Below are 12,779 nucleotides of genomic sequence, written 5' to 3' on the forward strand. Positions count from 1 at the left end.
ATGCGTTACCATGTCTTGCCGTTGATCGCCGCGCTGGCAGGCTGCGCTTCGTTGCCGGTCGTGCCGCAGGCGGACCTGTCCACGCCGACCGGGCAGGTTTCCGCCTATCTCCAGCGGATCGAGGCGGTGGACGATGCCGGGCCAAGGATCGGCGCCGTCATCGCGATCAATCCCGATGCGCTGAAGCAAGCGCAAATCGCGCAAGGGATGGCCGGACCGCTGGCGGGCAAGGCCGTGCTGATCAAGGACAACATCGAAACTGCCGATCCCATGCCAACAACCGCCGGATCGCTGGCGCTGAAGGACAACGTGACCGGCCGCGACGCCCCGCTGGTCGCCCGGCTGCGGGAGCGGGGCGTGGTCATCCTGGGCAAGACCAACTTGTCCGAATGGGCCAATATCCGCTCCCCCAATTCGCAATCCGGGTGGAACGCGGTTGGCGGGCAGACCCGCAATCCCCACGCAATTGACCGCAACCCCTGCGGCTCGTCCAGCGGCAGCGGCGCTGCGATTGCAGCAGGCATGGCCTGGGCGGCAATCGGCACCGAAACCGATGGATCGATCACCTGCCCCGCCAGCGTCAACGGCATCGTCGGGTTCAAGCCCACCGTCGGCCTGATCAGCCGCACCCACATCGTGCCGATCAGCCACAGCCAGGACACGCCCGGACCGATGACCGCAACGGTCAGGGACGCCGCCTTGCTGACCACCGCGATGGCGGGATCGGACCCGCTGGACCCCGCCACGGCCCGCGCCGATCTTCATGCGGAAGACTTCACCGCCGGGATCGACACCGCCAGCCTCGCCGGTGTGCGGATCGGGGTGCTGCGCAAGCAGGCCGGAACCGACGCGCGGGTGCTGGCAGTGTTCGATGCTGCGCTGGCGGACATGAAAGCCGCCGGGGTCGTGCTGGTCGAAGTGCCGTTCGATTGGGACAACGCCCTGTTCCGCGACGAAGGACTGGTGCTTTACTACGAGCTCAAGCACGATCTCACCGCCTACCTCGCCGGTCTGCCCGGCAACCCGCCCGTGCGCAGCCTGGCCGATGTGATCGCGTTCAACACGGCCAACGCCGCAACCGAACTGCGCTGGTTCGGGCAAGAAACGTTCGAGCGCGCGGACAAGCTGACCGACCGCGCCGCTTATGAAAAGGCGCGCGAAAATTCGCTGCGGCTGGCGGGCCGGGACGGGATCGACAAGCTGCTGGCCGCCCACAACGTGACGCTGCTGGTCGCGCCCACAGAAGGCCCGGCCTGGCCGATCGACTATGTCACCCGCGCCAGCGCCTTGCCGGGTGTCGGCGCGGGCTCGCTCGCCGCGGTGGCCGGCTATCCGCACCTCTCGGTGCCGATGGGGGCCGTCGAAGGCATGCCCGTAGGCCTGTCGATCATGGGCGCGCAGTGGCAGGACAAGGCCGTGCTCCACGCCGGAGCCGCCTATGAACGCGCCCGCACCGCCGCGATTCCGGTCGCAACGCTCAAGCGGTGGGGCGAATGAGCGCGATGCAGGTTCCCGCCGGCACGGTCCTGTTCCGCCCGGACGCTGAATGCACCGGGTTCGTCGTGGTGCATCGCGGTTCGGTCAAAGTCTCGCTCACCGCCGAAAATGGCCGCGAAATCGTGCTCTACCGCGTCCGTCCGGGTGGAATTTGCCTCCAGACCTTCGGCTGCCTGGTCAACGGCAGCCGCTATTCGGCCGAAGGAGTGGCCGAAACCGATCTGGAACTGGAAGTGATCCCGGTTGGCGAATTCCGCCGCCGCGTGGCGGAGGACGCCCCGTTCCGCGAGCAGCTGTTTTCCGCCGTCGCCGCCCGCTTTGCCGATCTGGAACGGCTGGTGGAAGACGTCGCGCTGTCCAGCGTGGCCGAACGCCTTGCCCGCGCGCTGCTACGGCTGGCCGGGGACGGCCCAGTGATCGATGCCACGCATGAAGCGCTGGCGACGGAAATCGGTTCGGCCCGCGCGGTCGTCAGCCGCCAGCTTGGCGCGTTCCAGCGCGATGGGCTGATCGAGATCACCCGCGGCCACATCACCCTGCGCAACCGCGCCGACCTGCAAGCGCTGGCCCATTTGGCCGAATAGAATTTTTCCGCCCGCAGAAATTTTTCGCCCTGTGTGACTATGTCACCGACGCGCCCTACCCGCGCGTGCCACACCATGCCTGTCGCAATTCAAGAGGGGTAGGTTTGATGGCTCGCAACGAAGGTTCACTCGACCGCGCAGTGCGGATTTTCCTGGGTATTTTCCTGATCGGCATGGCGCTGTCCGGCGTCACCGCATGGGGCTGGCTCGGGGTGGTCCCGCTGCTGACCGGGCTGGTCGGCGTGTGCCCGGCCTATTCCATCTTCGGCATCAACACCTGCAAGGTGCGCTGATCGGGGTCCGCTGAACCCGGAGGGTTTGCCTGGGTCGCACCGGTAAAGCAGAACGGCCTGGCGCAGGTTAACCCGCGCCAGGCCGTTCCTTGTTGCAGTGGGCCGGAGGGCCCGAAGCTTACTTCTTGGCAGCGGCCTTCTTGGCCGGAGCCTTCTTGGCCGGGGCGGCTTCCGCTTCGCCTTCCGCCTTGGCAGCAGCCTTCTTCGGCGCGGCCTTCTTGGCGGGCTTGGCTTCTTCGGCGGCTTCCTCGGCACCAGCGGCTTCGGCCTTGTCGGCCTTCTTCTTGGCCGGAGCCTTCTTGGCGGGCTTGGCCGGAGCGGCAGCAGCGCCTTCCTCAGCCTCGATCGCGGCCTGCAGTTCCTCGCGGGTCACTTCACGCTCGGTCACTTCGGCCTTGTCGAACAGGAAGTCGACGACCTTGTCCTCATACAGCGGCGCGCGCAGCTGGGCGGCGGCAAGCGGGTCCTGTTGGATGTATTCGACGAAGCGCTGACGGTCTTCCGGGCGATACTGCTGCGCGGCCTGCGCCAGCAGCATCTGCATTTCCTGCGCGGTCACTTCCACGCCGTTGGCCTGGCCGATTTCCGACAGCAGCAGGCCCAAGCGGACGCGGCGCACGGCGATCGCGCGGTAATCGTCCTTCTCGGCTTCGATTTCCTTCAGCGCGGTTTCGGTGTCTTCCTCGTTCTGCGCTTCCTGCAGCAGCTGCTGCCAGATCTGGCCGAATTCGGCTTCGACCATGCTCGGCGGCACGTCAAAGTCATGACCGGCGGCCAGCACGTCGAGCAGCTGGCGCTTCATCTGGGTGCGGGTCAGGCCGGCAGTTTCCTGCTCCAGCTGGCCGCGCAGCAGGCCCTTGAGCTGCTCCATGCTTTCCAGGCCGAGGTTCTTGGCGAAATCGTCGTCCAGCTTGGCTTCGCCGGCAACCTTCACCGCCTTGACGGTGATGTCGAAGGTGGCGTCCTTGCCCTTCAGGTTCTCAGCCGGATAGTCGGCCGGGAAGGTCACGGTGATGACCTTTTCCTCACCGGCCTTCACGCCGACCAGCTGCTCTTCGAAGCCGGGGATGAAGCGGCCAGCGCCCAGTTCCAGCGCGGTATCCTGCGCCGAACCGCCTTCGAATTCCACGCCGTCCAGCTTGCCGACGAAGTCGATCACGACCTGATCGCCGTTCTCGGCCTTCTTGCCCTTCTTGGCGTCGACGAAGTTCTTCATGCCCGAAGCGAGGCGCTCCAGCTGCTCGTCCACTTCGGCGTCGGCAACGGCGACGGTCAGCTTTTCCAGCTTCAGGCCTTCGAGCGAGGGGGCTTCGATCGTCGGCAGCACTTCCAGGCTGACGGTCAGCTCGGCGTCCTTGCCTTCCTCATAGCCTTCACCCAGCGCGACCTGCGGCTGGGTAGCCGGGCGCAGCTTGTGATCGGCGACCAGCTTGTCCATTGCTTCGCGGATCGAGGTGTTCAGCGCTTCCTGGTGGATCGCCGGGCCGTGCATCTTCTTGACCAGGTTCGCCGGAACCTTGCCGGGGCGGAAGCCGGGCATGCGAACCTGCGGCGCGATCTTGGTCACTTCGCCTTCGATCCGGGCAGCGATGGACGTCGCCGTGATCGTTACCGTGTAGGCGCGCTTCAAACCCTCGTTAGTGGTCTCGACAATCTGCATGACAATAGAAGCCTTCTCAATCACATCCGTCCCGCCGGGATTGGCCGGGTGAACTGGTGCGGGCGAAGGGACTCGAACCCCCACATCTTACGATACTGGTACCTAAAACCAGCGCGTCTACCAGTTCCGCCACGCCCGCAGCCGACGAGAGCCCAAAACACCGGCCGCACGCATACGGCAGGAAAATCCGGAATCAAGCGCCGCCCCTTAGTGGCAAGGTGACCAAAGGGCAAGCGCGCAAGGCGCCTATCGCGACAGCCCGGCCACAAGAGCCGCCCGCTGCCACCAGGAGAGCCGCGCGACTGTCCCGCCGTGGGCCAGCGGCACCGGGCATTCCAGGCAATAGGCCTGCGCGCCCCGCGCTCCCAGCAGACGGGTCAGCTGCCCCGCCGCCTGGGCGAACTGCACCTGCTGGCGCTCTGCCGCCAGCCCGGCGAAATCGCGCGCCACGCTGCGCGCATCGGCCTCGTCCTCGCCGCCGCCCAGCCGTTCAAGCAGGGAGGCATAGGGGTTGCCCTCGGTCCCGTAATGCCTGGTGTGCCATTCGGTCAGCTTGGCCTGCGCGGCCACCCATGCGGTCGCATCGTCCAACCCGCCAAAGGCATCGACCAGCCCGTTCTGGCGCGCCGTGCCGCCATCCCATACCCGGCCCTGCGCCAGCGCGTCGACCTGTTCCACGCTCTTGCCGCGTGCCTTGCCGACCAGGGTGAGGAAGCGGGTATAGTTGCTCTCGATATTGGCCTGGAGCATCTGGTCCACTTCTGGCGTCAGGCCCGACAGCAGGTCCGGCTGCCCCGACAGCGGCGTGGTGCGCACGCCATCACCCTTCACGCCATATTCGGCCAGCGCCCGCTCGAACGTCGGCAGGATCGCGAAGATGCCGATGGAGCCCGTGATCGTGCCCGGTTCGGCAAACACGCGCTGCGCCGGGGTCGACACCCAGTAGCCGCCGCTGGCCGCAACATTGGCCATCGACACTGCCACCGGCTTGCCCTTGGCCTTGAAGCGTTCGACCGCGGTGCGGATCTGTTCGGACGCGAGAACCGATCCGCCCGGCGAATCGACCCGCAGCACCAGCCCGGCCGGATCGTCCGCCGCCGCTTCGTCGATCAGCGCCGCAATCCGTTCGCCGCCCGCCGTGCCGGGGCCGGCATCGCCATCGACGATCTCGCCCGCCACGGTAACCACAGCCACGGCCTTGCCCTTGTCCTCCACCGGGTGCGCCGCCAGCAGCGCCGCGGGGCGGGTGTGGGCATAAGTGCCGGGCAACTCGTCCAGCGGGTCCTTGCCCGCGATTTCGCGCACGCGCTCGCCAAAGGCCACGGCATCGCCCAGCTTGTCGACCAGCCCGGCGGCGAGCGCCGCCTTGGCCGCATCGCCGCCCGATGCCTTCATCCAGCCGACCGGATCAGCCGTAACCCGCGCGATATCCGCCTTGGGCCGGGCCTTCTTCACGTCGGCCTGCCAGGCGTCCCAGATCGCGGCATAGATCGCGCGGCGCGCCTCTTTCGACGGTTCGGAGGCGCTGCCCAGCAGGTACGGCTCGACCGCGTCCTTGAACGTGCCGACCCGGTAGACGTGCGTGTTGATCTTCAGCTTTTCGAGCAGCGGGCCGAAGTAGAGGTTGTTGCCCCCCGGCCCCATCACGAACGCGCCGCCCAGCGGATCGACCCAAACCTCGCTGGCGTGCGCGGCCAGCATCACGCCATCATCGGTATAGCCCACCGCCCAGGCCAGCACCGGCTTTTTCGCCGCGCGGACGCTGTCCAGCGCCTCGCCCAGTTCCTGCATGTGGATCAGCCCGCCGCCGGAAAAGCCCGACAGGTCCAGCACCACCGCCTTGATCCGGTCATCCGTGGCGGCCAGCCGGATCGCCCGGACCAGATCGCGCGCACGGTATTCCTTGATCGGCGCTTCGCTGGACAGCAGCGTTTCGAACGGGTCCTGCACGCTGGGCTCTTCCACCACCACGCCGTCCAGATCAAGCAGCAAGGCCCCTTCCTGCACCCGCCCGGCACTGGGCCGTGCGGTCAACGCGCCATACAGCGCGAAAAAGAACAGCAGCATCAGCAACAGGACCAACGCGTCCTTGATCGCGACAAGCAGGTGCCAGACCTTGCGGGCGAAAACCATCCGGGTTCCTTGGGTTTGCGTTTCGCTTGCCATAGCAGCGCTGCGCGCGATGGCGAGTCCGGCATCGACCAAGCGCAATTGTCCACCGGCAAAGGGATATCGGCGCTTGAGCCGGACCGCGGGTGAGTCTAAGGCACCGTCTTCAATGACATCGCCAGATACCAGCCGTTCGGACCGCTATCCAGCCGGTTCCGCCGCCTTCCCGCACCGTGACCTGACGGGGCTGGCAGGACTCGCCCCGTGGGAGATCCTCTACCTGCTCGACGAAGCGCAGCAGTGGGTCGAGCTCAACCGCCAGTCGCACAAGCGCATGGACCGGCTGAAGGGGCTGACGATCATCAACGCCTTCTTCGAAAACTCCACCCGCACGCTGCTGTCGTTCGAGATCGCCGGCAAGCGGCTGGGCGCCGACGTGGTCAACATGCACGCCGCGCAGTCCAGTGTGAAGAAGGGCGAAACGCTGATCGACACGGCGATGACGCTGAACGCGATGCACGCCGACGCGATCGTGATCCGGCACCAGTCATCGGGCGCGGTGCGGCTGATCGCGGACAAGGTAGACTGCCCGGTGCTGAACGCGGGCGACGGCCAGCACGAACACCCCACGCAAGGTTTGCTGGACGCGCTGACGATCCGCACCGAAAAGGGCGAGATCGCCGGGCTGAAGATCGTGATCTGCGGCGATATCCTGCACAGCCGGGTCGCGCGGTCCAACATCCACTGCCTGACCACGCTGGGCGCCGATGTGCGCGTCTGCGCCCCGCCCGCGCTGATGCCCGCCGATATCGAGGCGCTGAAAGTGACCCCCTATCACGATTTCGATGCCGCGCTGGCAGGCACTGACGTGGTGATGATGCTGCGCCTGCAGCAGGAACGGATGGAAGGTCAGTTCATCCCCTCCCCCCGCGAATACCGCCACCTCTACGGCCTCTCGCTCGATCGGCTGGCCAAGGCCAAGCCCGATGCGATGGTCATGCATCCCGGCCCGATGAACCGGGGGATCGAGATCGACAGCACGGTGGCCGATCTGGCGGGCCGTTCGCACATCACCCGGCAGGTCGAAATGGGGGTCGCCATCCGCATGGCCTGCCTGGACGTGCTGACCCGCAAGGCGCGCGGGCTGGAGGGCTGGGCATGAGCACGCCGAACCCCATCACGTTCACCAACGGCCGGATCGTCTCGGCCAGCGGCGAACCTGTCCCCGGCGGCCTGCGCTGCGCGGACGGGCGAATCGTCGCGCTGGGCGATGTCACGCCCGAACCCGGCGACACCGTCATCAACGCCAAGGGCGCGCTGATCGCGCCGGGGCTGGTCGATCTGGGCGTGTTCGCCATCGACAAACCCGCGTTCCACTTTGGCGGGATCACCCGCGCGGCGCTGATGCCGGACCAGAACCCGCCGCTCGACCGGCCATCGAGCGTCCGTTACGCCGCGCAATCGGGCAAGCCCGACCTGTGGGTCCACCCGCTGGCCGCCGCGACGCGCGGACTGGAAGGGCGGGAACTGGCCGAACTGGCCTTGATGCGCGACGCCGGGGCCAGGGCCGTAGCAACCGGGCGGCGCTGGATCGCGGATTCGGGCACGATGCACCGGCTGCTGTCCTATTGCGCGATGCTGGGGCTGACCGTGATCGCTCATGCCGAGGACGGCGGGCTGACCGGCCATGCCGTGGCCACCGCTGGCGAAATGGCGACACGGCTGGGCCTGCCCTCTGCCCCGGCCGAGGCCGAGGCGCTGGCGATTGCCCGCGACCTGACGTTGGCGGGCATGACCGGCGCGCGGCTCCATTTCCGGCAAGTCACCACCGCGCGGGGCCTCGCGCTGATCCGTGCGGCCAAAGCGCGCGGTTTACCAGTGACGGCAGGCGTAACCCCGGCGCACTTCATGCTGTCAGACGTCGCCATCGGCGATTTCCGCACCTTCACCCGCCTGTCCCCCCCGCTGCGCAGCGAGGCCGACCGGCAGGCCGTGCGCGCCGCGCTGGCCGATGGCACGATTGACGTAATCGCATCGGGCCACGATCCGCGCGGTCCCGAAGACAAGCGCCTGCCCTTCGCCGATGCCGAACCCGGCATGGCAGGCGCGGAAACGCTGTTGCCACTGACGCTGGGGCTGGTACGCGACGGCGTGATCGACACCGCCCGCGCCTTTGCGCTGATCGCCGCCAACCCGGCGCGGCTGCTGGGCGTCAACGCCGGGCAACTGGTGGCGGGGGCCGAAGCCGATATTGCCCTGATCGATGCGGACCGCCCGTGGGTGGTCGATTCGGACAAGATGGCGGCAGCCGCAGGCAACACCCCGTTCGACAAGCAGGGCGTGCAAGGCCGTGTGACCGCGCTGTACAAGGGCGGCAATCCGGTCGGTTAGCGCCCGGTCGGTTAGCACAACGCAAAACCCCCGCCGCGATGCGACGGGGGCTTTGGTAGTCCAGAGCGATCCGATCAGTGGCGGCGGGCCATCGCCGGGCCGCTGGGATTCTTGGCCGGAGCCGGTGCGACCTTCTTGGGCGCAGGCTTGGCGCGGGCCAGCATCGGCGCAGGCGCCTTGCCGACAGCCGCCGGGCGGGTCGAATAGGCAAAGCACACCCCGCCGCGCGACTTGACCGCCGAGCACATTCCCTGCGCGCCGCTGGAGTCCAGACCGGCAGCGGCAACGCGCCAGTAATCGCGGCCCTTCACCTTGGCGGGCGTAATCACCATGCGGAAGTTCTTCAGTTCCGGGTTCTTCGCAGCGTAATAGCCCCAGGCACGGCGCGCGCCCTGCGGGCTTTTGAAGCTGCCCAGCTGAACCGCGTGCGCGCCGCCGGTGGCAGCGGCCATGCGATAGGCCGGAACTGCCCTGGGCGCAGTCTTGGCCGCAGCCATCGTGCGCGGTGCGGGCTTGGCCTTGTAGCGCGCCGGCAGAGCCTGAACGACCGGGGTCGACACAAACGTTACCCCCGCCTGCTGGACCACCGCCGGGGCGGGAGCGGCATAAACCGGGGCATCGGCCACCGACTCGGGAGCGGCATCGACCGGCGCATAGCTGGCCAGCTCGGTCGCTGCAGCGGGCGACACGTCCGCCACTGCGGGCAGTTCGACCGGCGCAGCGGCATAGGCCGGAACAGGAGCAGGCGCGGCAGCAGCAACCAGCGGCGCGGCGCTGCGTTCGGCGGCAAGTTGTTCTGCGGTAGCGCTGTTGACCAGCGCCAGTGCGGCCGGCTGGCCCGGATCGGCGCGCAGCGGCGCGCTGAGCAGTGCCGCGATACGCAGCTTGTGATCTTCCGGCTTGGCCTTCATCGCCCAGTCCGAAATACGGCCGTCGACCAGATTGGCCGGGACATCCTGCGCCACCATCGTGCGCGCTTCGCGCCAGCGGCCATCCAGAGCATAGGCATAGGCCAGGTTCTGGCGCAGCTTCACGGTGTTTTCACCGCCGCGCAGCGCATCGGCCAGCACGGCCACGCCGCGCGTCGATTCGCCTGCCAGCGCCAGGGCCAGACCCAGATCGCTGGCCGGAATGGCATCACGCCAGTCATCCAGGATCGCCACCGCAGCGCGGGCATTGCCCGCTGCGATGTTGGCCAGCGACAGCGCCAGCGCGGTCTTGCCGCTGTTGTCGCCCAGCTTCATCGCGTCATCCAGCGTGGTCACCGCCGATTCGAAGCGCCCGGCGCGCAAGTAAGCCTGACCCAGCAGCGCCCGGTACGACGGCTCGCGCGGGTTGCCCGCAACGGCGGTTTCGGCCAGCGAGATCGCCTTGTCGATCTGCCCCTTGCCCAGCGCCACTTGCGCGGCGGCCAGCGATTTGTCCGGGCTGGGCTTGGCCACCACCGCGCCGGAAAACGATCCGCTGGCAATGGCGATTGCGGCAACGGCACCAACGATGCCCAGCGGCAGGGCGGTGCGGCGGATGCGATTGGCAGTCATGGGAAGTGTCCCCTTTCGTCCAGTATGCGTTAGCGGCGCTGTTGCTTGGCCAGTTGAGCGGCCAGCGCGGAAATATCGGGCAATTCGTCAAGCAGGCGGTCGAGCGCGTCGGTCACCAGTTGCTGCGCACTGCGATTGCGGACCGCGCAGGCCAGCCGCAGCTTCAGATGGCGTTCGGCATCGACCCGCAGCGTGAAAGCGGCGCGGCGGCCATCGGCCAGCGCGGACCGGCGCGGCTTGGCCACGCGGCGCGTCACTTCACGCTGCTGGCGGACCACTTCGGGCACCACCGGCGCGGGGATCGGCGCATCAGGCACGATCGCGACGATTTCGGCGTCGACCGGAGCGGCCACGGGCTGCGCGATGGCGGCGGGCGGTTCGTCATGGCCCATGTCGTTCCAGCCCAGATCGTCCAGCTGCCGGGCAACGGCATCCTGGGTCAGCGGGCCAAGTTGCGGACGCATCGCCGGGCGCGCTGCACCCTTGCGGGCGAGCAGGCTGGGGCTCAGCGAGGCGAAGGCTTTCGGTTCGGTCATGCCCCCCGGCACCCCGATCAAGAGCCGGCCACGCGGCGGCCGAAACCACCTGCGGGACGGTGCGAACCCGGAACCATCGTCACGCTGGTCGGCGCGGCGAACACGGTGCGGCGGAAATTCTTTTCAAGCCGGTCCGAAATATAGCTCCACAGCGCCGTAACTTCGGCGGCGCTGCGGCCGTTGGGATCGACTTCCATCACCGTGCGGCCATCGATCATCGAGGCGGCAAAATCGGTGCGATGATGCAACGTGATCGGGGCGACCGTGCCGTGCTGCGACAGCGCGACGGCGGCTTCGGACGTGATCTTGGCCTTGGGCGTGGCGGCGTTGACCACAAAGATCAGCGGCTTGCCCGCGCGTTCGCACAGATCGACCGTGGCCCCCACAGCGCGCAAGTCATGCGGGCTGGGCCGGGTCGGCACGACGATCAGTTCGGCGACCGAAATCACGCTCTGGATCGCCATGGTGATCGCGGGCGGTGTATCGATGACGGCCAGCTTGAAGCCCTGCTGGCGCAACACCGCCAGATCTGCCGCCAGCCGGGCCACGGTGGTCTGGGCAAAGGCGGGGTATTCCGCCTCGCGCTCGTTCCACCAGTCAGCCAGCGAACCCTGCGGGTCGATGTCGATCAGGACGACCGGCCCGGCGCCAGCGCGCTGGGCCTGCACGGCGAGGTGTCCGGACAAGGTCGTCTTGCCCGATCCGCCCTTTTGCGATGCCAATGCGAGTACGCGCAAAACCAAATCCCCCTAGACTGCGGCAATTCCAATTCGACTTGCCGAGAGGGATCGCAGATCGTTCCTAATTTAGAGTTAATGGCGCCACCGCCGCAGCGGGAAGACGTTCAGGCACAACGATAAAACCTCTGTTAACCCGTTCTTTGCTATGCCAGTTAACCTTGAAGCGAGGCGGAACGTGGCATCTGGACCGTGCCGCGCCGCCACAGAGGTTAAGCGCCAGGGCCCGCGACGGGCGCCAGATACGGGAATTCCGGTATGAACCGCAGTGTTGCATGGGGTGTGCTGCTGGCCGCTGGCGGGGCGATTCTTTCGCCGGCCGCGCTGGCCGATACCAAGGCCGGCGTCGATGCCTGGACGCGCGGTGACTATGCCGCGGCCGTGAAGGAATGGCAGGGCGATGCCGCGCGCGGCGATGCCGACGCGCAGTTCAACCTGGGCCAGGCCTATAAACTGGGGCGCGGGGTGCAGCAGGACCTGACCCGGGCAGAAGAGCTGTTCGGCAAGGCCGCCGCCGCCGGGCACATGCAGGCATCGGACAACTATGGCCTGCTGATGTTCCAGCGGGGCGCGCGCAAGCAGGCGCTGCCGTTCATCCGCGCGGCCGCCGATCGCGGCGATCCGCGTTCGCAATACCTGCTCGGCATCGGTCACTTCAATGGCGATATCGTGCCCAAGGACTGGGTCCGCGCCTATGCGCTGGTCAGCCTGGCCCAGCAGTCCGGGCTGGAACAGGCCAGCACCGCGCTGGTGCAGATGGATCAGCACGTGCCGCTCGCCCAGCGCCAGCAGGCCGTGCTCATGTCTGCCGAGCTGCAAAGCCAGGCCGATGCCACCCGCGCGCGTCAGCTGGCTTCTGCCGACCTTGGCAATTCCCTGCCCGGCGCCGCCTATGCGCCGCCGCCTGCCCCCAGCGCCGTGGCGGCCAGCGATGCCGTGGCCGATGCCGCGCGCGTCGCGGGAACGGACAGCCCGGCCACGGCGGGCGCGGATTATGCCCGCCCGGCCACTCCGCCACCCGCCGCCGCGCCCCGGCCCACTGCCCCCCGCCCGGCGGCCACCGCCCCCGCCGTGGCCAGCGCCCCGCCAGCGCCCCAATCCGCACCGCTCCGGCCGGCACCGCCCCGCCCCGCCACCGCCACGGGCGGACCGTGGCGCATCCAGCTGGGCGCGTTCGGACAAGCGGCCAATGCCGATGCCCTGTGGGCGCGCCTGCGCCAGCGGCCCGAGCTGGCCGGTCACCCCCGCATCAACGTGGCAGCCGGCCCCGTGACCAAGCTGCAGGCCGGTGGGTTCGCCAGCGAAGCGGAGGCCCGTGCGGCCTGCACAAAGCTGGTCGCGGGCGGGTTCACCTGCATTCCGGCCCGGAACTGACGCCCGATTGCTATTGCGATCAATTCGCATTATACAGACGCGACTCCACGGGAGAGC

At 68.0% G+C, this 12,779-nt stretch carries 11 protein-coding genes and 1 tRNA gene; 6 read left to right on the top strand and 6 right to left on the bottom strand.

Going from position 1 to position 12,779, the window contains the following annotated elements; translation table 11 throughout:
- From IE113_RS05365 to IE113_RS05375, 3 genes are all read left to right on the top strand, one after another.
- Entirely contained in the window at positions 1–1,497 is a 1,497-nt protein-coding gene (locus IE113_RS05365) for an amidase (RefSeq protein WP_189539384.1), read from the top strand.
- A complete protein-coding gene (locus IE113_RS05370; RefSeq protein ID WP_189539385.1) occupies positions 1,494–2,081 on the top strand; it encodes a Crp/Fnr family transcriptional regulator in 588 nt (195 codons plus the stop codon). The genes IE113_RS05365 and IE113_RS05370 overlap by 4 nt, the downstream gene beginning before the upstream one ends.
- 107 nt (positions 2,082–2,188) lie before the next feature.
- Positions 2,189–2,374: a YgaP family membrane protein gene (locus IE113_RS05375; protein ID WP_189539386.1), complete on the top strand. Its 186-nt coding sequence runs from the start codon at positions 2,189–2,191 to the stop codon at positions 2,372–2,374.
- Between the two features lie 118 nt (positions 2,375–2,492).
- On the opposite strand, the gene tig is transcribed toward IE113_RS05375, so the two are convergent.
- The 3 genes from tig to sppA form a co-directional block, all read right to left on the bottom strand.
- Positions 2,493–4,034 carry a trigger factor gene (tig, locus tag IE113_RS05380; protein ID WP_189539387.1) on the bottom strand — a complete coding sequence of 514 codons (1,542 nt, stop codon included), beginning with the start codon at positions 4,032–4,034 and terminating at the stop codon, positions 2,493–2,495.
- 54 nt (positions 4,035–4,088) lie between these two features.
- Positions 4,089–4,173, bottom strand: a tRNA-Leu gene (locus tag IE113_RS05385).
- A 107-nt stretch (positions 4,174–4,280) separates the two neighbouring features.
- Positions 4,281–6,167, bottom strand: coding sequence for a signal peptide peptidase SppA (sppA, locus tag IE113_RS05390; RefSeq protein ID WP_189539388.1), 1,887 nt, complete (start codon positions 6,165–6,167; stop codon positions 4,281–4,283).
- Between the two features lie 145 nt (positions 6,168–6,312).
- On the opposite strand from sppA, the gene IE113_RS05395 reads away from it, so the two are divergent.
- Both IE113_RS05395 and IE113_RS05400 read left to right on the top strand, forming a co-directional pair.
- Complete coding sequence (locus IE113_RS05395; protein ID WP_189539389.1) at positions 6,313–7,305, top strand: aspartate carbamoyltransferase catalytic subunit; 993 nt, start codon at positions 6,313–6,315, stop codon at positions 7,303–7,305.
- Positions 7,302–8,534, top strand: coding sequence for a dihydroorotase (locus IE113_RS05400; RefSeq protein ID WP_189539390.1), 1,233 nt, complete (start codon positions 7,302–7,304; stop codon positions 8,532–8,534). The genes IE113_RS05395 and IE113_RS05400 overlap by 4 nt, the downstream gene beginning before the upstream one ends.
- A 74-nt stretch (positions 8,535–8,608) precedes the next feature.
- Here IE113_RS05400 and IE113_RS05405 read toward each other — a convergent pair whose 3' ends face one another.
- Genes IE113_RS05405 through IE113_RS05415 form a run of 3 tightly spaced genes read right to left on the bottom strand, consistent with a single transcriptional unit; the run spans position 8,609 to position 11,348 of the window.
- Positions 8,609–10,075, bottom strand: a complete 1,467-nt coding sequence (locus IE113_RS05405) for an SPOR domain-containing protein (protein ID WP_189539391.1) — start codon at positions 10,073–10,075, stop codon at positions 8,609–8,611.
- A 29-nt stretch (positions 10,076–10,104) separates the two neighbouring features.
- Positions 10,105–10,611 (bottom strand): hypothetical protein, encoded by a 507-nt coding sequence (locus IE113_RS05410; protein WP_189539392.1) that lies wholly within the window; start codon positions 10,609–10,611, stop codon positions 10,105–10,107.
- Between the two features lie 17 nt (positions 10,612–10,628).
- Positions 10,629–11,348, bottom strand: coding sequence for an AAA family ATPase (locus IE113_RS05415; protein WP_189539393.1), 720 nt, complete (start codon positions 11,346–11,348; stop codon positions 10,629–10,631).
- A gap of 258 nt (positions 11,349–11,606) precedes the next feature.
- On the opposite strand from IE113_RS05415, the gene IE113_RS05420 reads away from it, so the two are divergent.
- On the top strand, positions 11,607–12,722 hold the full coding sequence (locus IE113_RS05420; protein WP_189539394.1) for an SPOR domain-containing protein: 1,116 nt from the start codon (positions 11,607–11,609) through the stop codon (positions 12,720–12,722).
- Positions 12,723–12,779: the final 57 nt, after the last annotated feature.

The sequence above is a fragment of the Novosphingobium arvoryzae genome (assembly GCF_014652615.1).
In the GTDB taxonomy this organism is placed as follows: domain Bacteria; phylum Pseudomonadota; class Alphaproteobacteria; order Sphingomonadales; family Sphingomonadaceae; genus Novosphingobium; species Novosphingobium arvoryzae.